Origin of the sequence: Vibrio cortegadensis, from assembly GCF_024347395.1 — a bacterium.
GTDB lineage: Bacteria > Pseudomonadota > Gammaproteobacteria > Enterobacterales > Vibrionaceae > Vibrio > Vibrio cortegadensis.
Genome location: NZ_AP025472.1, coordinates 450,760 through 472,947, shown reverse-complemented (window position 1 = coordinate 472,947; position 22,188 = coordinate 450,760). Strand labels below are relative to the sequence as shown.

Below are 22,188 nucleotides of genomic sequence, written 5' to 3'. Positions count from 1 at the left end.
ATGCCGTTACGTTAACCTAGACGCTTCACCGACATCACATCTTTCAATTGCTCTAAACGCACGATGACTCGGCTTAGAACATCAACATTGGTGAGTTCTAAGTCAAAATCCATCACTGACATTTGGCGTTTGTAGTCTGTGCGGCTTTTCATTGTCGTAATTTTTATTTTTTCATTCGCTAACAGCGAGGTAATGTCTTTCAGTAAACCACTACGCTCAAGCGCCTCCACTCTTAACGTCAGAATGTAAGAGCCAACGAACCCACTTCCCCAAACGGTATCGATGATCCGTTCAGGCGCATGTAAACTCAGCTCTCCAAGTTGCTCACAGTCTGCTCGATGCACTGAGATACCGCGCCCTTGGGTGATATAACCTTTAATGACATCACCAGGAATTGGCTGACAACAGCGCGCTAAGTGAGTCATTAGGTTATCAACCCCTTCAACGACAACCGCATCTTTTTTCGGTCGACTCTGTTGAGCGGGTTTGTTTTCTGACTCTTGCAGTTTTTCTAACGCTTTTTGATCTTCTTCTTCAGCCGTAGGCTTATTTACTAACGCATTAATATGGTTAATAACCTGATTAATGCGTAGATCACCGCTGCCAATACCCGCATACAGTTCATCGTTAGTATTGACGTTAAATCGCTTCAGTGCATAACGTTGGGCATCTTTAAGAGTTGCCCCTACTTTCGCAAGTTCAACTTCAAGGATCTCACGTCCGGCCTCAAGATTCTTCTCTCGACCTTGCTTACGGAACCAAGCATTGATCTTCGCTCTTGCTCGACCTGAATGAACAAAACCTAAAGACGGATTCAACCAGTCTCGTGATGGGTTCGGCTCTTTTTGAGTTACGATTTCAACTTGATCGCCCATACTCAACTTATGAGTAAACGGAACAATTCGTCCTGCGACTTTGGTACCGATGCAACGGTGTCCCACTTCAGAGTGAATGTGGTATGCAAAATCGAGAGGGGTTGCTCCCATAGGTAAGTCGACGACATCACCACGCGGAGTAAAGGCATAAACACGATCATCAAACACTTGGCTGCGCAATTCATCAAGCATTTCGCCAGAATCTGACATCTCTTCTTGCCAGTCAATTAGCTTACGAAGCCATGTGATTTTTTCATCATAGCCGCTACGACCTGCCGATGCGCCTTCTTTGTATTTCCAGTGCGCCGCCACCCCGAGTTCAGAATCGTCATGCATTTGCGTAGTACGGATCTGGATCTCGATGGTTTTCCCTTCCGGGCCAAGCACCACGGTATGAATCGATTGGTAACCATTTGGTTTAGGGTTCGCGACGTAATCATCAAATTCGCTTGGTAGGTGCTTATATTTAGTATGAACCACACCAAGTGCCGCATAACAATCTTGCAGTTTATCCGCGATGATACGCACTGCTCGAACATCGAAAAGCTCATCAAAAGCTAAGCTTTTCTTCTGCATCTTGCGCCAAATACTGTAGATGTGTTTTGGTCGACCGCTCACTTCAGCATTAATTTGATAACCTTTCATCTCAGAAGAAAGATCCGTCACGAAGTCTTCAATATACTGCTCGCGGACGATGCGACGCTCAGATAATTGTTTAGCGATTTGCTTATAGGTTTCAGGCTGTTGGTAGCGGAAAGCGTAATCTTCAATTTCCCACTTAAGCTGACCAATACCCAGACGATTCGCGAGAGGCGCATAAATATTGGCACACTCTTTTGCTGCCGCGCGACGCACCGCATCAGGCTCGTCTTTTACTTCTCGAAGATTACAGATACGCTCTGCTAGCTTAATGATCACGCAACGGAAATCATCCACCATCGCCAGTAACATTCGACGAACGTTATCGACTTGACCAGACCCTTCCGCATTTTCATACGTCACATTTAATTGACCGATGGCTGCCATTTCATCAACGCCATCAATCAGCTTTACGATTTCCTTACCGTACGCTTCTTCAAGCTGTTGCCTTTCAAATAACCCACTAGAGACAATCGGAAATAACTGCGCAGCCACTAACGTTGGCTTATCCATCGACAAGGTGATCAATATTTCGATCATCTCTCGCCCACGCCACAGCAACAAACTTCCGTTTTCGACATCACCAAGCAGGCTTTCACACTGCTTATACACATCGGTTAATTTTTTTGATGTTTTGCTATCTTGCTCAAGGCTAGAAATCCAATTGTCTAACTCAAACTTTTCACTCGGCTTTAAATGCGCGCTTCGTACGGCAACCATCTATTTATTCCTAGTATTTGGTTCTTATATATCTAAATATCAGACTAATTGTTCCTCAATTAGTTCTGGCTACTCAACTGACTGTTTATTTCTTATTCTTTGTAAATAATGCCATAGATTCTAAATGGATCGTATGCGGAAACATGTCCAGCATACCTAATTTTTGTAATTGATAACCCTGTTCTAACAGGCTTTTGCTATCTCTTGCAAGGGTAGCAGGATTACAAGATACGTACACAATACTCTTCGCTCCAAGCTTCGAAAGTTGATCCACGATCCCACTCGCTCCAGCGCGTGCAGGATCAAGCAATACTTTATCAAATTTCTCACTCGCCCAACCTTGATGGCTAAGATCATCTTCTAAGTTTGCTTGGTAAAAAGCGGTATTGGTTATCTGGTTAACAACCGCATTGCTTGCCGCTCGCTGCACCATCTCTTCAACCCCTTCCACCCCAACAACAAATTGAGCTCGCTTGGCGATAGGTAAGCTAAAGTTCCCTACTCCACAGAAAAGATCAAGAATACGCTCATCGCTTTGCGGATCTAGCCATTCAAGTGCTTGCTCAACCATTTTCTGGTTTACGTTTTTATTCACCTGAATAAAGTCATTCGGCGAGAAAGGCACCTTAACGCCTGTTTCGCTGTAAGACGGCTCTTCACCATAAACCAGATGTAACTGGTCTGTTTCTGGCATCAAGTAAAGCGTTGCCGAATTCTGTTTGGCAAACTCAAGCAATTGGCTATTCTCTTGCTCAGAGAGAGGCTTAAGGTGGCGCAATACAATAACAGGGCCTTTATCACTTAAAACCAATTCAACATGCCCCAGGGTGGCGGGTGATGAAAAACCTGACAGTATATGCTTAATTTTTGGCAGCAACTGATTCAAGCTTGGTTCTAACACCGCACAATCGGTCACATTGACGATAAGCTTGCTCTGTTTTTTACGGAACCCAAACTGTAGCTGGCGAGTTTTCTTATCAACAAATAAACTCATACGAGCGCGGCGGCGATACCCTCGCGCTTCTCCTATGATCGCAGGTGCTAAGTCCGTATTTTGATCGACAAACTTGTTCATTAACTGATGAAGCGATTGGCTTTTATGCTCGCTTTGAGCAACATAATCTAGATGCTGGAAGTTACAGCCTCCACACTCATTAAAATGCGGACAAAAAGGTTTCATGCGCTGTTCGCTTGGCGTTAACACTTTAATCAACTTGGCACGTGAGTACTTACTTTTACTTTCAGTTAACTGCACTAAGACTTCTTCACCAGGCAGTGCACCATCAATAAACAGTGGCTTATTTTTTTGGAACGCGATTCCCGCACCTTGGTGATCCATTCGTTCCACCAAAATTGACTGATGTTTGGTCTCTAATTGAGTTTTCTTTTTTGGTTGAAAAAAACGCGCCATGCTCTATGCCTGCAATATTTATTAAGTAAATTATTTTAACTCAGAGTCACTATTCTACTCTGGAATGATTGTCGAACTGGGCCGACTTGATTAAGCTAATCGATAATTCGATGAGCCCACTATTCTTGAAGGGTTCATTTTCCCATATCCAGACAGTAATGTAATCAGAGAACATGACTAGATACGGCTTACGTGCCCGCGTTATTACACTAACTCTCGCTCCGACCTTAATTATTGGTCTGCTTTTAAGTGCTTTCTTCTCATTTAACCGCTATCACGACCTTGAAACTCAAGTGATCACCACAGGCACGAGTATCATTGAGCCACTCGCCATTGCAAGTGAGCAGGGGATGGCGGAACAAAATCGCGAATCGGTAAGGCGACTCATCAGTTATGCGCACCGAAAAAACTCTGAAATCGTCCGTAGTATTGCCGTTTTTGATGACCAACACGAACTCTTCGTGACCTCTAACTTCCACCCCAGCTTTGAAAGTTTGATGTTCTCGAAAGATGAACCCATTCCTGCGTTAGGCTCTTCTGAACTGTTTGATAATACCCTAATCTTACGCACTCCGATCATCTCTGAAACTCAACTGATCAATCATGGGCAACCAAATACGGATCAAGCTTTGGGTTATATTGCTATAGAGCTCGACCTATCTTCACTTCGCTTACAACAGTATCAAGAGATATTTTCAGCGGGTCTTGTGCTCATTATGGGCTTAGGGCTTTCTGGTTTTTTCGCTTTTCGTTTGATGCACGATGTCACTCGCCCCATAACTTACATGAAGAATATGGTAGACCGCATTCGTCGTGGTCATCTTGATGTCAGGATTGAAGGGAAAATGCATGGCGAACTGGACTCGCTCAAAAATGGTATCAACGCCATGGCGGTTTCACTATCTGAATATCATGTCGAGATGCAGCACAGTATCGATCAAGCGACCTCAGATTTACGTGAAACATTGGAGCAGTTAGAGATTCAAAACGTGGAGTTGGATATTGCGAAGAAACGCGCTCAAGAAGCGGCTCGTGTAAAATCTGAGTTCCTTGCGAATATGTCGCATGAGCTAAGAACGCCACTCAATGGTGTGATTGGATTTACTCGCCAAATGCTCAAGACGCAACTCTCTAATGGGCAGATCGATTATCTTCAAACCATTGAACGTTCAGCGAATAATCTACTGAATATTATTAATGATATTTTGGATTTCTCGAAACTTGAAGCGGGCAAACTAGCATTAGAAAACATCCCATTTGAGTTCCAAGAGAGTTTGGAGCAGGTGGTGAACCTTCAAGCCACCAGCGCACATGAAAAAGGCTTAGAGCTCACTCTCAAAGTTGATCCTAAAATCCCAGCAGGCGTCATTGGCGATCCACTTCGAATTCAACAGATCTTGACCAACCTCGTCGGTAACTCGATTAAATTCACTGAGCGTGGCAACATCGATATTGGCGTTGAACTTCGTTCTCAGAATGAAGATGCGGTAGAGCTTCAATTTACGGTCAGAGATACCGGTATTGGCATTTCAGAAAGACAACAAGCGCAACTTTTCCAAGCATTCAGTCAGGCAGATGCCAGCATTTCACGTCGATATGGTGGTACTGGTCTTGGTCTGGTTATCACTCAAAAATTAGTGGGGCAAATGGGCGGTGAGATCAGTCTAACCAGTAGATTGCATCAAGGCTCAACTTTCTGGTTCACGCTCCGTTTGAATATTACCGATATGCCAATGACGGACTTGCTGGATACCGATTGTCTTGCCCAAAAACGTTTATTGCTTATCGAACCTAACATGCAAGCGGCGTCCATTACTCAGCAATCATTGACACAAGAAGGCTTGATCATTACTTACCGCTCGGTGATGCCTGATAACTCAGAACCGTATGATTATGTATTGTTGAATCTGTCTCCAAACCAAACTCATGAAAAAGAGCTACTTGATTCGTGGATCCGTCGAGCATTTGCTATGTCTCCGAATGTCATTGTGGGGACACCAAGTACAGAATTGGCGCTGGCTGAGCAGCTAATGAAAACCTACGACATTCACTGTATTACTAAACCGATATCTCGTAAGAAGTTGCTACAGACCTTAATTACTCACCAATCACCGACGCTTATTGCTGCTCCAGTAGAGACGCAATACGAAGAGAAAGTACCACTCAAAGTGATGGCGGTTGATGATAATCCCGCAAACTTAAAGCTGATTACCGCACTATTAGAAGAGCGAGTAGATAGCGTCATCTCATGTTCGAATGGCCTAAAGGCGGTTAAAGAAGCAGAGCGTCAGAAGTTTGATATCATCTTAATGGACATTCAAATGCCACAGATGGATGGTGTTACCGCATGCTCCCAAATAAAGAAAACCGCTTTAAATGCCAACACCCCAGTGATCGCAGTCACCGCGCACGCGATGAGTGGGGAGAGAGATAGACTCCTTGAGGCAGGAATGGATGATTACCTCACCAAACCAATTGAAGAGCATGTATTACAGCAAGTTCTTGTGCATTGGAGCCCACTGACTCAGCACACCGAAGTAGACAAGCTTTCCTTACCTCAATCGGAGCCTAGCCTACACTCGGATACCAAGCCTGAGCATAAAGACATGATCATTGACTGGCAAATCGCACTCAAACAAGCGGCGAATAAGCCTGATCTTGCCAAAGATATGCTTAAGATGCTGGTCGATTTCATTCCCGAGGTTTACGTGGTTGTTGAGCAAGCCATTGAAGAAGAAAAATATGATATGGATGAACTAATTCATGTGGTTCATAAGCTGCATGGTAGCTGCTCTTACAGTGGCGTTCCACGGTTAAAGAGTATTTGTGCCACGATTGAGAAAGCCCTACGTTCAGGCTCTAGCGTTGAGGATATAGAGCCTGAGTTATTTGAATTACAAGATGAGATGGATAAAGTCAAAGCCACCGCGAACCTTTACATCACAGAGACGTAAACAAAAAAATGGCGTTATGATTCAAATACAACTGTCGCCACCGCATAGTGGCGTTCATCTGAAATAGAGAGATGGCTTGATGTGACTTGCTGAGCTTGGGCGATCTCTAATGCTTTGTTTTGCAAAGTGAGTATCGGCTTGCCATGCTCATTATTTGAGATGATAAAGTCATGAAATGTCACCCCATGAGCAATCCCTGTTCCTAGGGCTTTTGAAGCCGCTTCTTTCGCTGCGAAACGTTTAGCTAGAAAGCGGCCTTGCTGTTTTAGTTGTTGAAAGGTTTGATACTCAGATTCAGCAAGAATACGTTGTGCAAAGGCATCCCCACTTCGAGCTAAGGCTTTTTCGACTCGCTCTATTTCAGCAATATCGGTTCCTAATCCAACAATAGCCATGATCACATCACCCTAAAACAGTTTATTTTAATGACTCAATACTCTATGAGTTACGCGCGACTTGCATGGCAATTTTCATATCAGTAACGGCTTTTTGTAAACCATCAAACACGGCGCGCCCCATAATCGAGTGGCCAATATTCAATTCATAAATTTCTGGTAACGCCGCAATTGGGCCTACATTGTGGTAAGTCAAACCATGCCCTGCGTTCACGGTAATCCCAAGATCATCTGCGTAGCTTGCACCTGCAGCAATCTTTTTCAGCTCATCTTGCTGATCGTTTTCAGTTTCTGCATCGGCATAATGGCCAGTATGAAGCTCAATAAATGGCGCTCCACACGCTTTTGCCGCATCAATCTGCTCTCGGTCAGCATCAATAAATAGAGACACTTTAATGCCGGCCGCCGTCAATTTTTCAGTAGCGGCTTTAATTTTCTCAAGCTGACCAACAACGTTTAAGCCACCTTCAGTTGTCAACTCTTCACGTTTTTCTGGCACTAAACAGACGTACTCAGGTTTAGTTTGCAGCGCGATTTCGACCATTTCATCGGTCACAGCCATTTCAAGGTTCATACGCGTTTGCAGTGTTTCTCTCAAAATACGTACATCGCGATCTAGAATATGGCGGCGATCTTCTCGTAAATGAATAGTGATGCCGTCTGCGCCTGCTCGTTCAGCAATCTCAGCTGCATGAACAGGATCTGGGTATTTTGTACCACGAGCGTTACGTAATGTTGCGATGTGATCGATATTGACGCCTAAAAGGATTGAGCTCATTTTCCAATACTCCGTGCTCTGGGAATGGCTGTTCTGGAAATAAACAGTTCCCGACTTTTTAATGGTTTGCCGCCAAGATACGGCTTTAATGCTATGCGTGTAAAGCGCTTTGCTGCTTTTAACTGCTCTTTCGTGAGGAAGCGTCTTTCACTGATTGCAATCAACTCATTTCCCATGAAGGTGAGGTTATCTCTGCGAACACTCGCGATGAAACCTTTCTGCTCCCGATAGCGATAAGTCATATCAGGATCAACATCTTCTCCAGAACCTGCGCAATGCAAAAAATCGACGCCATACCCCATTGCAGAAAGCAACGCGAGTTCAAATCGGCGTAAGGCGGGTTCTGGGTTATCGTTGTGAGCAAGCTCAGTCAGTGCAAATAGGTAATCATGAAACAGCGCAGGAAACGGCTCTTCTTGCCTCAGTACGCGCCCAATTAGCTCATTTACATACATGGCCGAAAACAGGTTAATACCAGATAGAGGTAAGCCTAAACTGATGGGTTCGGCTTGGCGCAACGTTTTCATTGAACCATTACCTGACCATTTTAAAAGTAATGGCGTGAACGCTTGCAAGGCTCCTTTCAAGTTGGAACGTTTGCTTCGGGCACCTTTTGACAACAGTGTGACTCGTCCATACTCTTCACTGAATACATCAAGAATTAAGCTGGTTTCACTGTAAGGTCGGCGGTTCAATACGAAGCAGCGCTGAAATCCATCACTCACTCACATTACCTTCTTTCAGATATGAAAAGAGAGAGTATACACTCTCTCTTGTTAACGGCTAAGCATCCTAATCAGGATTACAAATCGTCGATATAACCTAAGCTACGCAATGCTCGTTCATCATCAGCCCAGCCAGATTTAACTTTAACCCAAGTTTCTAGGTAAACTTTACGCCCGAATAGTTCTTCCATATCCAGACGAGCTTCGCGACCAATGGTTTTGATCTTTTCGCCAGCTTTACCAATCACCATTTTTTTCTGACCAGTTCGTTCAACTAAGATCAATGCATTGATATGGAATCCGTCGTTATCAGGATTGTAATCAAAGCGTTCGATCTCTACCGTCACCGAATATGGTAGCTCATCACCCGTGAAGCGCATTAGCTTTTCACGGATAATTTCTGACGCCATAAAACGTTGAGAACGGTCTGTCACATACTCTTCTGGGAAGTGATGCGTTGCTTTTGGTAGATGTTCATGTACATGCTTACGCAACACATCAATGTTCTTACCATTCTTTGCAGAAATTGGCACAACATCAAGGAAGTCCATCTTTTCAGAAACCGCCTGCATGTGATGCATAACATCGTTACGGTCTTGAACGTTATCGACTTTATTGATGCATAACACAACTGGGAAATCAGTCTTCTTCAGTTTGTTAAGTACCATCTCGTCGTCATCAGTCCAATGAGTACCGTCGACTAGGAAGAAAACCAGGTTCACATCACTCAGAGAGCTGTTCGCCGCACGGTTCATCAATCGGTTAATCGCTCGCTTCTCTTCGATATGAAGACCTGGAGTATCGACGTAAATCGCTTGGTAATCCCCTTCAGTCTCAACACCCATGATACGGTGACGAGTGGTTTGAGGTTTACGCGAGGTAATCGAGATCTTTTGTCCTAAAATATGGTTCAAAAGTGTCGATTTACCTACGTTTGGGCGTCCAACGATAGCGATAAAACCACAATGTTGGTTTTCCGGTAAGCTTGGTTCTACTTTCTCTGATGCGAAATAAGCATCAATATCGAATTCATTGTTATCAGACATTGGTCAGTTGCTCTAGTGCTGTTTCAGCGGCCGCTTGCTCTGCCTTGCGGCGGCTGGTGCCTTTACCGATAACAGGTTTATCCACACCTGCCACATCACACGAAACCGTAAATTCTTGGTTGTGTGCTTCACCTTTAATATTAGTCACTGTATAGACAGGTAGCGACTTTCTTCTACCTTGCAAAAACTCTTGTAAGCGAGTTTTTGGATCTTTTTGTGACACACCAGGCTCAATTGAATCTAGGCGAGTTTTATACCAGCTTAATACTACGCCACGAATCACTTCGACATCACTATCTAAATAGATAGCGCCGATGATCGCTTCCACAGCATCCGCAAGGATAGAATCACGACGGAAACCGCCACTTTTCAACTCACCTGGACCTAATTTTAAATAATCTCCTAGATCAAACTCTCGACCTAGTTCTGCCAATGTATGGCCACGTACAAGTGTTGCACGCATACGGCTCATGTCCCCTTCATTCACCTTAGGAAAGCGGTGATAAAGTTCATCAGCAACGACAAAACTTAAAATTGAATCGCCCAGAAACTCAAGACGTTCATTGTGTTTACCATTAGCGCTACGGTGAGTCAGCGCCAGGTTCATAAGCTCAGCATCATTAAACTGATAGCCGAGCCTTCTCTCTAGTTTAGCAATTGGAGAATTCATACTTTCTCGATTGGTTAAATGTAACGATTAATGAAGACCACCGATGCGGTTAAAACGCACACCAGTTGGAATCCATGCAGGCAACACGCTGTCTGCACTACGTTCAAATTCAAAGCTGATCCAAATTGCGACCGCTTTGCCGACTAAGTTCGCTTCAGGGACAAAACCCCAGTAACGGCTATCAGCACTGTTATCACGGTTATCACCCATAACAAAGTACTGACCTTGTGGAACGATCCACTCATTGACACCACCACGAGGCTGATACGCTTCAACGCGATCACGACGTAATGGGTTAATTAAAATTTGGTGTCCTTGTTCGCTTAACTGCTCATCGAGTTGAACCAGAGGAATCCCATTTTGGATAAACTCACTTTCAACCACGTTGCTCAATTTTACAGGCGCACAACTGCGCTCACCTTGCGGTTGAATGCACACTTCTTTATCACTGCTGTAACGTACCGTATCACCCGGCATACCAACAACACGCTTAATGTAATCGATATTTGGCTGTGGTGGGTATTTGAATACCACGGTATCACCACGTTCAGGCTTGCCTGTTTCAACTAACTGAGTACGCCAAACGGGGTCTTTAATTCCGTAAGCGTATTTTTCCACTAAGATGAAATCTCCAACCAATAACGTTGGCATCATTGATCCTGATGGGATTTGAAACGGTTCAAAGATAAAAGAGCGCAATACTAATACGAAAGCGATCACCGGGAAGATAGAAACACTATTTTCAATCCACCACGGTTGTTGAGCGACTTTCGCGGCTACAGCTTCATCAATACCATTAGTTTGAGCCTCAACATCAGCCACTTTTTGCTGACGTTTCTTGCCCCATACTAATTTCTCTAGCGTCCAAACAAGACCAGTAACAAGCGTTACTATTACAAGAATCAGTGAAAATGTATTAGCCATTGACTTCCCTTATCTAAAAAATACAAAAGTGAAAGAGCCGAAACTCTTTCACTTAAATTGCACTACAGCTTAACTTGCATAACAAGTGACTAAAGCGCTAATAATTAGTCTTTACCAACGTGAAGAATCGCAAGGAATGCTTCTTGAGGCAGTTCGACGTTGCCGATCTGCTTCATACGCTTCTTACCTTCTTTCTGTTTCTTCAACAGTTTTTTCTTACGGCTGATATCGCCACCGTAACATTTCGCGATTACGTTTTTACGTAACTGCTTCACGGTTGAACGAGCGATGATATGTGCACCAATGGCAGCTTGAATCGCAATATCGAACATTTGGCGAGGGATGAATTCTTTCATCTTCTCAACCAATAGACGACCGCGACTCTGCGCATTGTCGTGGTGAGTAATGATCGCAAGCGCATCAACTCGATCACCGTTAATCAGTACATCAACACGAACCATGTTAGAAACTTCATAACGTTGGAAGTTATAATCTAGTGATGCGTAACCTCGAGAGGTCGACTTCAAACGGTCAAAGAAATCTAAAACAACTTCAGACATTGGAATATCGTACGTAAGTGCGACTTGGTTACCGTGGTAAACCATATCAACCTGTACGCCACGCTTCTCAACACATAGGCTGATTACGTTTCCTAGGTAGTCAGACGGCACTAAGATATTACAGCGTGCAATAGGTTCACGGATCTCTTCAAGATCATTGGTCGCCGGAAGTTTTGACGGACTATCTACATACAGTAGATCACCGTTATTTAGCACGACTTCGTACACTACAGTTGGAGCCGTTGTGATCAGGTCTAAGTCATACTCACGTTCTAAACGCTCTTGAATGATTTCCATGTGCAGCATTCCTAAGAAGCCACAACGGAAACCGAAACCAAGTGCTGCTGAACTTTCTGGTTCATAGAACAGTGATGCATCGTTCAGGCTTAATTTGCCTAGAGCATCACGGAAGTTTTCGTAGTCATCAGAAGAGACAGGGAATAGGCCCGCATATACTTGTGGTTTTACTTTTTGGAAGCCTGGTAGACGTTCTTCACTCCCGCCTTTAGCGTGTGTTAGCGTATCACCTACAGGTGCGCCAAGAATGTCTTTAATACCACAAACCACCCAACCCACTTCGCCAGTGTTCAAGACATCAGTATCGATCTGTTTTGGTGTGAAGATACCGATACGGTCAACACCCCAAACTTGGCCTGTACTCATTACTTTGATTTTGTCATTTTTCTTCAGTGAACCATTTTTGATTCGAACCAAAGAGACAACACCTAAGTAGTTATCAAACCATGAGTCAATGATCAGCGCTTGAGTCGCACCATCTGGGTCGCCTTCTGGCGCAGGAATTTGTTTTACGATGGTTTCAAGAACCTCGTCAACACCTAGACCTGTTTTGGCAGAACAACGCGTTGCTTCCATCGCGTCGATACCAACAATTTCTTCAATCTCTTCCGCTACACGTTCAGGATCTGCGGCTGGTAAATCAATCTTATTAAGGATTGGCACAACTTCTAGATCCATTTCAATTGCGGTATAACAGTTTGCAAGAGTTTGAGCTTCAACCCCTTGGCCTGCGTCCACAACCAATAGCGCACCTTCACAGGCCGCTAATGAACGAGAAACTTCATACGAAAAGTCGACGTGTCCTGGAGTATCGATAAAGTTAAGCTGGTAAGTTTCACCATCTTGAGCTTTATAGTCCAGCGTCACACTTTGCGCTTTAATTGTGATACCACGTTCACGTTCTAGATCCATTGAATCGAGAACTTGCGCGTCCATTTCGCGTTCACTTAATCCGCCACAAACTTGGATTAAGCGGTCAGAAAGGGTCGATTTACCGTGGTCGATATGGGCAATAATGGAAAAATTACGAATGTGCTTCATAGGCTTGGTGTGACTTAGCTCTTTATAAATGGAAGAATAAGAAAGCCGTACGCTGACGGCATTTCAATCAAGTTGGCAGATTCTACCCAATTTCGGCACACTACGCACCATATATTAGGTAATTGGCTCGCCAAGCACTCGGATAAGAATCACTTCTTGTTGAGATTGCTCGGCTATCGGTTTTGAGAGACGTTTAGATAACCACAAACCAGCGTATGCAAAAAGCGCTGAAGTCAGGATCACCCCCCCTTCTCCAAGTTGCAATGTGGGTGCGATAAGCAACTGGCCTACAGCAGCCCCAACCATCAACATGAATAGTGGAACTAGATACACGATAGCAGCAGATTGGAGTAAATTTTTTTCCGGAAAGCCAATTTCAACCACTTGCCCTTCATGCACTAGGTCCTTGGTGGTCAATTCCCAACTTAATGCTTTATTACCCACCGCCTTTGACACAATGCCCGTGCCACAACTTTTTTGAGATGAGCAACTGCTGCAACTTGTCGTTTGCTCACAACTTAACGCCACCTGATAACCATTAGGCGTAGAGTGAACATCCGTTATCGTTGCTAATGCTGTCATCATTGGCTTTTTTTCTCTGATGCAATACTTGTCATTGCCGGGAGTGTCACTGACTCAGCAATACGCTTTGCCGTTGCAGGCGGAATATCACCAACCACGGTAATTTCGTGAGAACCGTTGAGGAAGCTATGTAATGTCCGACGACCTTGGCGAACTAACTGGCCTTTTAGCGAGTTATCATCTTTGTCTGCGACATAGATTGAAAAATTAAATAGACCATCGCTGTACATTTGGCTCTCAACCATACGACCCGTTGTTGCCATTCGATAGCGATTCATATCTTTAGCCTGAAAGCCATCAGGCACCCAACTTACTTTCCAATCACTCTGCTTTACATTCCCTTTAGGAAGAGAAAGCACTTCTGGTAATTGCGCTTGCTGCAAGCCGCTCATGACATCGGCTATTTTACTGTTCACTGCATACGAAATCGTTCGGTATTGTTCCAACACCTCGCCATCACGGTCAATCAAGTCTGCACGTAATGGTAGCTTGCTTTTTTCATCAACCCATAACACGTAGGAGTATCTCAAGCCATCTTTTGGAACAATTCGTAGCACTTGAGCCGCAGCACCAGCCTCACGTGCTCGTCCCACTTTTACGTAGTCGTAATACTGATTTAGCTCATCAATATTGCTCATTAACATCGGCATAACTGGCGCGACCATTTTCCCAGATTCAATGGTAAAAGGGTCAATGCCTGGCTCGACATAACTCACTTCATTGCCACGGCGAATCACTTCTCGAACGGGACCACTTAAATAAACTAAGTGCGCCAATTGCTGGTCACTGTTCGCATGACGATAGAGCAACGGCTCAATGCTATTTTTCTTAATTAAGATATAAGAAAGCTCATAATTAAGATGCAAACTCGCTTCGCTCATCTGATGTAATAAAGCCTCCGCAGGTTTCTCTTCTGCAAAGGCTTGAGGGATCATCAAACTAGCCAGCGTCAATGCACTGATTAGAATTTTTTTCATTCAATTACCGATTCTTGGTGTTCATCAACGACGGATGTATCACTGTTTAATCTCAATTGTAACTCATAATCTTGCAACAAAGCGTTAATGCGACGACGTTGTTCTTGTACATTCGCTTCGCTTGGGCCTTTATGTACAGACTCACGAGTCAGACTCACAGGTTCAACACTTCCTGAAAAAGGAACCGTTTGTAGCACTGGGATCTGAGCAACGTTAGCTTGGTTTGATTCACTACCACTATATTGCTGGACGCCTAAAATAACGACCATGGATACACATGCCGCCATTGCGACCTGACCAAATTGAGCCAACCACGCTGGCAATTGTCTTTTCGCCTGCATAGGTGTTGGTTGTGATTCAATTTTGGCTGTATGCAAATCCGTTACATTATCTAGTTTAGTATGCGCTGGCTCATTATCCAAAGCAGCCATCACGCCGTCTGCTATGTTCCACTCCAAATTATTGGGGGTATCACCACGCATCACATCACCGATTAAGTGATAGTTCTGCCAAGTTTGCTGGCTTTCTTGATCAATCTCAGTCTCTGCAATTAGAGCAGTATCGATTGACTCTCCATCCATGAGTGCCGAAAGCTTTTCTTTGTCAGCCATTATTTTCACCATATTAATTACTACTATTAGCGCTGTAAAAGAGGGTTAATTTTCTTTTCCACCGCTTCACGAGCACGGAAAATACGCGAACGTACTGTTCCTACGGGACAATCCATCACTTCTGCAATTTCTTCGTAACTCAAGCCTTCTAGCTCTCGTAACGTCATTGCAGTCTTTAAATCTTCAGGTAACGCTTCGATTGCACTGAAAACTACCTGCTTCAATTCTTTGGACAGCGTTAAGTTCTCAGGGTTCGAAATTTCTTTTAATGCATTACCCGTTTCGTAGTATTCAGCGTCTTCAGCATCAACATCACTCGCCGGCGGTCTACGACTTTGGGCAACAATGTGATTTTTAGCGGTATTCACAGCAATACGATATAACCAAGTGTAGAACGCACTTTCTCCTCGGAAGTTTGGAATGGCACGATAAGCTTTAATGAATGCTTCTTGTGCGACATCTGGTACATCACCAGAATTATTCACATACCGAGAAATAAGATTGCACACTTTATTTTGGTACTTAATCACCAAAAGATTAAAGGCTTGCTTATCTCCGCTCTGAACTCGCTCTATCAATACCTGGTCGGTCAGCTGCTCGTTCATTCGAGCGTGTACTCCTATTGTTCTGCCCTATACCTTCTCAGATATGGGCTCTAATTATGCAGAATGTAGTATTGACTCCACCGCTTACACGAGCACTATTGTGACTAAAGTTATTTTAGAAAGTTCAAATGATTCTAAAATATTTGTCATTAATACTTCGTTATGTGATGTAATCTAAAAATAATAATTCTCAAGGCATTTGAGGGCCACATTAGCGAAAAGCAATGGCATTTACAAAGTATTGCATTGATAGCGACAGATTCTGAGCTAAAATACGTTACCAATGCAGTTGGATAAGAGTAGGAAACTCTACTATAGATCGGGATTTTAATAGTTTTATGAACGTAAACCGTGAACATCAATGTGATGTATTAGTGGTAGGAAGTGGCGCGGCAGGTTTGTCGTTAGCGTTACGTGTCGCTGAATATGGAAAAGTAATCGTATTAAGTAAAGGCCCTCGTAGTGAAGGCGCAACTTACTACGCTCAAGGTGGTATTGCCGCTGTATTTGATGAATCAGACAGTATTGAGTCTCACGTACAAGATACGCAAATTGCAGGCGCTGGATTGTGCGAAGAAGATACCGTTAAATTTATCGCTGAAAATGCAAAGGAATGTGTGCAATGGTTGATTGATGGCGGTGTGCCATTTGATCGAGTTGAAAATGATACCGATGAAGCACCTCGCTACCACCTAACAAGAGAAGGTGGACATAGCCACCGTCGTATTCTTCATGCTGCTGATGCGACAGGCATGGCGATGCAAACCTCTCTTCAGGACAATGTTCATAACCACCCCAACATTACTGTTTTAGAGCGCCATAACGCTTTGGATCTTATCACTGAAGATAAAATCGGTGGTGATAAAGACAAAATAGTAGGTGCTTATATATGGAACCGAAATCAAGAGCATGTTGAAACGGTTCGAGCTAAATTTGTCGTTCTCGCGACTGGCGGTGCATCAAAAGTATACCAATATACCTCAAACCCTGACGTTTCCTCTGGCGATGGGATTGCCATGGCTTGGCGTGCGGGTTGTCGTGTTGCAAACCTTGAATTCAACCAATTCCACCCAACTTGTTTATTCCACCCAGAAGCTCGTAATTTCTTGCTAACAGAAGCTTTACGAGGCGAAGGCGCATACCTGAAACGCCCAGATGGCACTCGTTTCATGCCTGATTTTGATGAGCGTGGCGAACTTGCTCCGCGTGATGTTGTTGCAAGAGCGATAGACTTTGAGATGAAGCGTTTAGGCGCAGATTGCATGTACGTCGACATCAGTCATAAGCCTGAAGAGTTCATTACGGCGCACTTCCCAATGATCCATACTCGCTTGATGGACTTGGGTATTGATATGACCAAAGAGCCCATCCCAATCGTTCCTGCCGCTCATTATACCTGTGGTGGCGTCATGGTAGGTAAACAAGGGCAAACGGATATTAGTCAGCTTTATGCCATTGGTGAAGTCAGTTACACAGGTCTTCACGGTGCAAATCGCATGGCATCGAACTCTCTGCTTGAATGTGTGGTATACGCCTGGGCAGCAGCGAAAGATATCATTGAAAATATCCAACAAGCTGAACTTCCTCCATCATTGCCACCATGGGATGAAAGCAAAGTCGGAGATTCAGATGAAGAGGTAATCATTCAACATAACTGGCATGAGCTACGCCTATTTATGTGGGATTACATGGGCATTGTACGGACTGACAAACGTCTTGAACGTGCACTTCGTCGTATTCAGTTGCTACAACAAGAGACTCATGAGTATTACAGTAACTTCCGTGTATCAAACAACTTACTGGAATTACGTAACCTACTGCAAGTCGCTGAACTGATGGTAAAATGCGCAATGCAACGTAAGGAGAGCCGTGGTCTTCACTATACTCTGGATTACCCAGAATTGGCTGAAGATAGTGGCCCAACAATCCTTGTTCCAAAACGTTAATTGTCCATAATTTAAGGGAGCATGCATGCTCCCTTTCATTTATCTATTCCATAACGTCTCTCTTTGTACATCTCGTTACGATCGATTTAACGGCTTCTGTGCGCGTTTTTAAGCACTACCAGTAAATGTCGATAATCTATGTTACTGCAACCATCTCGCCAAATTAAATACCCAGACCCTCGATTATCTTTTAAAGCAATAAACCACCAAGCGAACAGAAGGTTAACGCCTCTGATCGAATAGTTTTCCTCCTGCCAATCAAAAGAAGTGCGACCGTGAATCGTCACGGATCCCAAAATAGCGGTAGGAAGAATTTGCTGATGAAACCAGTAGATAAATAACTTAGAGCCGATGAAAACACTCACGACTAAAGGTATGGGAGAAAAAATGATTGCCCATGTAATAGAAAGCACGATCGCAATCGTCAATACATGAGCAATTTTAGAGCGGAAAATTTGGAGCTTAGCGCACTTTACTGAGGTTATGCGCGACAATTTTATCAACCATACAAGCATGACCTAGGTTTTCGCTACGAGAGTGACCCATGATCCAAGTAAATAAATCAGGATCATCGCACTCCAATAATGAAACAAAATCACGCTGTTCTTGTTCTTGAAGAGTATCAAAACATTCTTCAAAAAAAGGCATGATTACGACGTCTAATTCAAGCATTCCTCGACGGCAGCCCCATTTGATGCGTGCTTTTTGTTCTGCGGTGTACATTGCTTATCCTCACCTTATGGTTATTTACTCGAAGTGTACCAAGCCCACATAAATTCAACCACTAAGTGAGTCACAGTCCCTATCAATGCTGACAAAAAATCCTAACAAGATTAACATAAAGGGAATTCAACCATATTTAGGTAATGATCATATGAACTCGCTCAACGATTTCGCACCTATATCTCAAAATAGAGATGCAGCACTGCCAAGCTTAATGATTTCAGTCTTAGATCAACTTGGTACTATCACCATGATTGGTGACGATAAAAAATCCTACCTTCAAGGGCAAGTGACCTGTGATGTTGTTTCTTTAACTGCGACACAATCAACTCTCGGCGCACATTGCGACGCAAAAGGAAAAGTGTGGAGCATCTTTCGCCTATTTCATCACAACGGCGGCTATGCGCTACTGCAACAAAAATCTGCGATTGATATCGAGCTGACTGAAATTAAAAAATACGCCATTTTCTCTAAGGTCGATATCGAACAGGGCGAAGATGTAGTTCTCGGTCTCATTGGTGAAAACGCTGAACAATATATGAAAAGCCTAAATGCAACCCAAGATGATGTTCGTGACATTGATGGCGGTAGCGCAGTCAAAATTGATAAGAACCGCTGGGTTCTGTTAGTGAACCAAGAGCGCGCAAAGCAGATCATCGACACCATTGAAGCGGTGAATGTTGACGAATCAGTATGGACGCGTTTTGATATTGAGCACGCACAACCTCAAATCACTCAAACCAACCAGAATGAACACATTCCACAAGCTTTAAACTTACAAGCCCTGAATGGTATTAGCTTTTCAAAGGGGTGCTACACAGGACAAGAGACAGTCGCTAGAGCCAAATACCGTGGCATCAATAAGCGTGCGATGTTTATTGTCAGCGGCACGACAAGCCACCCACTTCCCGTTGATACACCTATTGAGCTAGAACGCGCGGTGGGCGATAACTGGCGAAGCGCGGGGACGCTAATGAAGCACTATCAATTCGATAATGGTGTCGCTATTGGTCTTATCGTATTGCCAAATAATTTAGATGATGACGTACAGCTACGCCTTAAAGATCAGCCAACAAGTCAGTGGGCAATTGAAGCACTACCCTACTCTTTAGATGATGAATAAGGCCTGCGAATTATCATGATCTCAACTAACTTAATGCAATTCTTGGAGATGCAACAGATACCGTTTCGTTTGTTGCCTCACCAAACACCAGCCATCAATATCGAAGATGCCGCACAACAACGCGGTATTCAACCCGAACAAATGGTGAAGTCTATTCTACTGCGAGATATGAATCATCAGCTTGCTTTAGCATGTGCACCAGGAGATCAAGCCATTGATCCCAAGAAAGTTCGAGCAATATTGCAATGCAAGCGTATGACTTGCGTGAGTCTAGCGGATGTAGAGAAGATCACTGGCTATCAAATTGGCACCGTTACCCCGCTATTACTAAAACGATCAATGCCTATTATATTTGATCATAAAATTCTTCAGCATTCAGAAGTGACCATCAGCAGTGGTAGCACGATGGCAGGGATTGCACTCGACAGACAAACGCTCGTTGATCTCTGTCAGCCTATTTTTGCTGATATTTGCAAAGAATCTTAATGTGACGCTGGCTATAAAAAATATGTAATAAACAACTTATTACATTGCTTGCTTTGGTTTAGATCATAAGTAACACATATTAACGATGAATTTTAAGTCAATTAATTAACATAAATAGTCACATTGTGAATTTTATTGTAACCTCCTTGTGTTGACTAAATCTGGTTGGACATAGCCAAGAGTTTAGCCATCAAAGTGAATCCACTGAGTCAATCAGTACATCCACTTTTGTGTAATGCATCTGTGACTATTCGCCCGCGCTCAATGCGGGCTTTTTTTTGCTTGAATTAACATAAAATTAACACTTTCAGTAAAATTCACGCTATTCTTTAAAACGTCATAATAGTGCGGCTTAATACTCCTACCTAAAAAGAGAGAGGCAGTTCATTTGGTTAATATTATTTTAGGGTAACATCACACTGAATTAGATATAAATCCAAAAAACTGCCTACAGCAGCACAAATATCCAATATAAGAACATAACACTGCACTTATCTTCGGTCTTGTCACAATAAATATCCGAAGACTATCTATAATTCGCAGGGCTAGGAAAATAAAAAGGAATAAAATATGAGACTGTTTAAGCGCTATACTCCAGGGATGATTGCTAAACATGTTAGTCGACTATTTAAAGGAAGGATCTATATATATGGAGTAGGTAAATTTGAGTTTAACAACGGAAAGCTTATCTTGCCTGAACAAGCAGAACAACGTCATTTCAAAACGGTTAATGAAATCAATCAAGAGATAATGAAGCTACGCTGCGCCTACGCTTAACGCTCTTTTCTCGAATAAATATTTAAAAGGGTTGATACAGATGTATCAACCCTTTGTCATTCATAAGCCCACGAGAATCCTGTTCGTGATTAGTGCTTAGGTACCACTAGCTTAGGGTGCTTTGCCAACTCTGGTAAATTCCCTTTCAACCCTAGCGCTCGTTTCATTATTTCATCTTTTGCGCCTGGCAATTGCCCCACCAACTTCATTCCAATACCTCGGAACAATTTCTTGGCTGGGTTACTTCCTTCAAACAGATCTTTAAACCCTTGCATAGAAGCGATCATTTTTGCCGCTTCTGCTTTACGCCAACGCTCGTAGCCTCGCAAGTTGCGTTTAGTGCCAACATCCTCACCTAACGCCCATAAATGCTTGATCTCTTGAGCCAAACTTGCCGCATCGAGCAGACCTAAGTTAACACCTTGTCCTGCAAGTGGATGAATGGTGTGAGCGGCATCTCCGACAAGGGCGACACGCTCAACCACAAAATCACGCGCATAGCGCATCTTAAGAGGAAAAGCAGCACGAATACCTACCACTTCACACAACCCAAGCTTTGCATCAAATTCTGCGGTTAATGCCTTATTGAACTCGTGTTCAGACATTGCAATTAATCGCTCAGCACGGCTAGGGTCGGTAGACCACACAATAGAACTCATATGACTAGACTCAAGTGGCAGAAATGCCAGTGGGCCTTGGGGAGTAAATATCTGTCTTGCTACCGTGTCATGGGCATCTTTTGTCTTAATATTGGCGACGACAGCGCTATGTCCATAATCCCAATGCGTTAAGGGAATATCTTGCTGCTGACGAACCCAAGAATTTGCACCATCGGCACCAACGACTAATTTCGCCGTCAATGCTTGGCCATTATCTAATGTTAACCAAGCTTCACTTTCACCTATCGCCATAGATTGACACGTCGCAGGCATAAACAGTGAAACGTTACTCTGCTGCTGGACTTGTTCTAACAGTGCCAGTTGAATCACTCGGTTTTCTACAATGTGGCCTAGATTCGGTTGAGATAACTGATTTGCACTGAACTCGATGCGCGCAAAGCTATCCTGCTCCCACACTTCCATCGCCTGATAAGGAGAAGAGCGACGCTGTATAATGCCTTGCCAAGCACCCAAGTTACGTAAAATCGTTTCACTAGAGCGACTAAGAGCAGAAACACGAACATCGGGTAAGTCTGCCAACTCTGAATTTGGCGCTTTACCTTCTATTACGGCTATTCGCAATTCACTATCTTTTAACGCTGCGGCAAGAGCCAGTCCTACCATTCCACCGCCTACAATGGCGATATCGACACTTTGCATCATT

General features: G+C 43.6%; 21 protein-coding genes. 5 read left to right on the top strand and 16 right to left on the bottom strand.

The window, feature by feature from the left end:
* Nucleotides 1–11: 11 nt before the first annotated feature.
* Together relA and rlmD are read right to left on the bottom strand one after the other, a co-directional pair.
* The gene (relA, locus tag OCV39_RS02290) at nucleotides 12–2,234 is read right to left on the bottom strand and encodes a GTP diphosphokinase (protein WP_113795788.1); all 2,223 of its coding nucleotides are present in this window, start codon (nucleotides 2,232–2,234) and stop codon (nucleotides 12–14) included.
* 85 nt (nucleotides 2,235–2,319) lie between these two features.
* Nucleotides 2,320–3,645, bottom strand: a complete 1,326-nt coding sequence (rlmD, locus tag OCV39_RS02285) for a 23S rRNA (uracil(1939)-C(5))-methyltransferase RlmD (protein WP_261888845.1) — start codon at nucleotides 3,643–3,645, stop codon at nucleotides 2,320–2,322.
* Between the two features lie 173 nt (nucleotides 3,646–3,818).
* Between rlmD and barA the strand changes: the two genes are divergently transcribed.
* Nucleotides 3,819–6,599, top strand: a complete 2,781-nt coding sequence (barA, locus tag OCV39_RS02280) for a two-component sensor histidine kinase BarA (RefSeq protein WP_113795786.1) — start codon at nucleotides 3,819–3,821, stop codon at nucleotides 6,597–6,599.
* 14 nt (nucleotides 6,600–6,613) lie between these two features.
* On the opposite strand, the gene acpS is transcribed toward barA, so the two are convergent.
* The 11 genes from acpS to rpoE all read right to left on the bottom strand — a co-directional run bounded on the left by acpS (nucleotide 6,614) and on the right by rpoE (nucleotide 15,810).
* Complete coding sequence (acpS, locus tag OCV39_RS02275; protein ID WP_017054636.1) at nucleotides 6,614–6,994, bottom strand: holo-ACP synthase; 381 nt, start codon at nucleotides 6,992–6,994, stop codon at nucleotides 6,614–6,616.
* 43 nt (nucleotides 6,995–7,037) lie between these two features.
* A complete protein-coding gene (pdxJ, locus tag OCV39_RS02270) occupies nucleotides 7,038–7,772 on the bottom strand; it encodes a pyridoxine 5'-phosphate synthase (RefSeq protein ID WP_113795784.1) in 735 nt (244 codons plus the stop codon).
* Nucleotides 7,769–8,497 (bottom strand): DNA repair protein RecO, encoded by a 729-nt coding sequence (gene recO / locus OCV39_RS02265; protein ID WP_113795783.1) that lies wholly within the window; start codon nucleotides 8,495–8,497, stop codon nucleotides 7,769–7,771. Before recO ends, pdxJ begins: the two co-directional genes overlap by 4 nt.
* Nucleotides 8,498–8,574: 77 nt before the next feature.
* Nucleotides 8,575–9,543: a GTPase Era gene (era, locus tag OCV39_RS02260; protein WP_017054639.1), complete on the bottom strand. Its 969-nt coding sequence runs from the start codon at nucleotides 9,541–9,543 to the stop codon at nucleotides 8,575–8,577.
* Nucleotides 9,536–10,213, bottom strand: a complete 678-nt coding sequence (gene rnc, locus OCV39_RS02255; RefSeq protein ID WP_017054640.1) for a ribonuclease III — start codon at nucleotides 10,211–10,213, stop codon at nucleotides 9,536–9,538. The genes era and rnc overlap by 8 nt, the downstream gene beginning before the upstream one ends.
* A 27-nt stretch (nucleotides 10,214–10,240) precedes the next feature.
* Nucleotides 10,241–11,137, bottom strand: a complete 897-nt coding sequence (gene lepB / locus OCV39_RS02250) for a signal peptidase I (RefSeq protein ID WP_261888844.1) — start codon at nucleotides 11,135–11,137, stop codon at nucleotides 10,241–10,243.
* 104 nt (nucleotides 11,138–11,241) lie between these two features.
* Nucleotides 11,242–13,035: a translation elongation factor 4 gene (gene lepA, locus OCV39_RS02245; RefSeq protein ID WP_113795781.1), complete on the bottom strand. Its 1,794-nt coding sequence runs from the start codon at nucleotides 13,033–13,035 to the stop codon at nucleotides 11,242–11,244.
* 114 nt (nucleotides 13,036–13,149) lie between these two features.
* The gene (locus OCV39_RS02240; RefSeq protein ID WP_261888843.1) at nucleotides 13,150–13,620 is read right to left on the bottom strand and encodes a SoxR reducing system RseC family protein; all 471 of its coding nucleotides are present in this window, start codon (nucleotides 13,618–13,620) and stop codon (nucleotides 13,150–13,152) included.
* Entirely contained in the window at nucleotides 13,617–14,594 is a 978-nt protein-coding gene (gene rseB, locus OCV39_RS02235) for a sigma-E factor regulatory protein RseB (protein WP_017054644.1), read from the bottom strand. Before rseB ends, OCV39_RS02240 begins: the two co-directional genes overlap by 4 nt.
* Nucleotides 14,591–15,205, bottom strand: coding sequence for a sigma-E factor negative regulatory protein (locus tag OCV39_RS02230; protein ID WP_017054645.1), 615 nt, complete (start codon nucleotides 15,203–15,205; stop codon nucleotides 14,591–14,593). Before OCV39_RS02230 ends, rseB begins: the two co-directional genes overlap by 4 nt.
* A gap of 26 nt (nucleotides 15,206–15,231) precedes the next feature.
* Nucleotides 15,232–15,810 (bottom strand): RNA polymerase sigma factor RpoE, encoded by a 579-nt coding sequence (gene rpoE, locus OCV39_RS02225; protein WP_017054646.1) that lies wholly within the window; start codon nucleotides 15,808–15,810, stop codon nucleotides 15,232–15,234.
* Nucleotides 15,811–16,148: 338 nt separating this feature from the next.
* Between rpoE and nadB the strand changes: the two genes are divergently transcribed.
* Nucleotides 16,149–17,756, top strand: a complete 1,608-nt coding sequence (gene nadB, locus OCV39_RS02220; RefSeq protein WP_171757175.1) for an L-aspartate oxidase — start codon at nucleotides 16,149–16,151, stop codon at nucleotides 17,754–17,756.
* A gap of 86 nt (nucleotides 17,757–17,842) precedes the next feature.
* On the opposite strand, the gene OCV39_RS21160 is transcribed toward nadB, so the two are convergent.
* The gene (locus OCV39_RS21160) at nucleotides 17,843–18,271 is read right to left on the bottom strand and encodes a protein YgfX (protein WP_346762994.1); all 429 of its coding nucleotides are present in this window, start codon (nucleotides 18,269–18,271) and stop codon (nucleotides 17,843–17,845) included.
* Entirely contained in the window at nucleotides 18,219–18,479 is a 261-nt protein-coding gene (locus OCV39_RS02215) for an FAD assembly factor SdhE (protein ID WP_017054648.1), read from the bottom strand. Before OCV39_RS02215 ends, OCV39_RS21160 begins: the two co-directional genes overlap by 53 nt.
* 151 nt (nucleotides 18,480–18,630) lie before the next feature.
* On the opposite strand from OCV39_RS02215, the gene ygfZ reads away from it, so the two are divergent.
* From ygfZ to OCV39_RS02200, 3 genes are all read left to right on the top strand, one after another.
* Nucleotides 18,631–19,602: a tRNA-modifying protein YgfZ gene (gene ygfZ / locus OCV39_RS02210; protein ID WP_171757176.1), complete on the top strand. Its 972-nt coding sequence runs from the start codon at nucleotides 18,631–18,633 to the stop codon at nucleotides 19,600–19,602.
* Nucleotides 19,603–19,617: 15 nt separating this feature from the next.
* Complete coding sequence (locus tag OCV39_RS02205; RefSeq protein ID WP_017054650.1) at nucleotides 19,618–20,088, top strand: aminoacyl-tRNA deacylase; 471 nt, start codon at nucleotides 19,618–19,620, stop codon at nucleotides 20,086–20,088.
* 570 nt (nucleotides 20,089–20,658) lie between these two features.
* Nucleotides 20,659–20,865 (top strand): DUF1107 domain-containing protein, encoded by a 207-nt coding sequence (locus OCV39_RS02200; protein WP_017054651.1) that lies wholly within the window; start codon nucleotides 20,659–20,661, stop codon nucleotides 20,863–20,865.
* A gap of 89 nt (nucleotides 20,866–20,954) precedes the next feature.
* Here the strand turns inward: OCV39_RS02200 and OCV39_RS02195 are convergent, their stop codons facing one another.
* A complete protein-coding gene (locus OCV39_RS02195; RefSeq protein WP_171757177.1) occupies nucleotides 20,955–22,187 on the bottom strand; it encodes an FAD-dependent 2-octaprenylphenol hydroxylase in 1,233 nt (410 codons plus the stop codon).
* Nucleotide 22,188 lies beyond the last annotated feature (1 nt).

Coding starts and splice junctions, on each gene's coding strand:
- OCV39_RS02195 (WP_171757177.1), bottom strand. CDS start 22,187: ATGATGCAAAGTGTCGATATCGCCATTGTAGGCGGTGGAATGGTAGGA.
- OCV39_RS02215 (WP_017054648.1), bottom strand. CDS start 18,479: ATGTACACCGCAGAACAAAAAGCACGCATCAAATGGGGCTGCCGTCGA.
- OCV39_RS02205 (WP_017054650.1), top strand. CDS start 19,618: ATGATCTCAACTAACTTAATGCAATTCTTGGAGATGCAACAGATACCG.
- relA (WP_113795788.1), bottom strand. CDS start 2,234: ATGGTTGCCGTACGAAGCGCGCATTTAAAGCCGAGTGAAAAGTTTGAG.
- OCV39_RS21160 (WP_346762994.1), bottom strand. CDS start 18,271: ATGCTTGTATGGTTGATAAAATTGTCGCGCATAACCTCAGTAAAGTGC.
- nadB (WP_171757175.1), top strand. CDS start 16,149: ATGAACGTAAACCGTGAACATCAATGTGATGTATTAGTGGTAGGAAGT.
- OCV39_RS02200 (WP_017054651.1), top strand. CDS start 20,659: ATGAGACTGTTTAAGCGCTATACTCCAGGGATGATTGCTAAACATGTT.
- lepB (WP_261888844.1), bottom strand. CDS start 11,137: ATGGCTAATACATTTTCACTGATTCTTGTAATAGTAACGCTTGTTACT.
- rnc (WP_017054640.1), bottom strand. CDS start 10,213: ATGAATTCTCCAATTGCTAAACTAGAGAGAAGGCTCGGCTATCAGTTT.
- lepA (WP_113795781.1), bottom strand. CDS start 13,035: ATGAAGCACATTCGTAATTTTTCCATTATTGCCCATATCGACCACGGT.
- rpoE (WP_017054646.1), bottom strand. CDS start 15,810: ATGAACGAGCAGCTGACCGACCAGGTATTGATAGAGCGAGTTCAGAGC.
- OCV39_RS02240 (WP_261888843.1), bottom strand. CDS start 13,620: ATGATGACAGCATTAGCAACGATAACGGATGTTCACTCTACGCCTAAT.
- rlmD (WP_261888845.1), bottom strand. CDS start 3,645: ATGGCGCGTTTTTTTCAACCAAAAAAGAAAACTCAATTAGAGACCAAA.
- rseB (WP_017054644.1), bottom strand. CDS start 14,594: ATGAAAAAAATTCTAATCAGTGCATTGACGCTGGCTAGTTTGATGATC.
- pdxJ (WP_113795784.1), bottom strand. CDS start 7,772: ATGAGCTCAATCCTTTTAGGCGTCAATATCGATCACATCGCAACATTA.
- OCV39_RS02230 (WP_017054645.1), bottom strand. CDS start 15,205: ATGGCTGACAAAGAAAAGCTTTCGGCACTCATGGATGGAGAGTCAATC.
- era (WP_017054639.1), bottom strand. CDS start 9,543: ATGTCTGATAACAATGAATTCGATATTGATGCTTATTTCGCATCAGAG.
- ygfZ (WP_171757176.1), top strand. CDS start 18,631: ATGAACTCGCTCAACGATTTCGCACCTATATCTCAAAATAGAGATGCA.
- acpS (WP_017054636.1), bottom strand. CDS start 6,994: ATGGCTATTGTTGGATTAGGAACCGATATTGCTGAAATAGAGCGAGTC.
- barA (WP_113795786.1), top strand. CDS start 3,819: ATGACTAGATACGGCTTACGTGCCCGCGTTATTACACTAACTCTCGCT.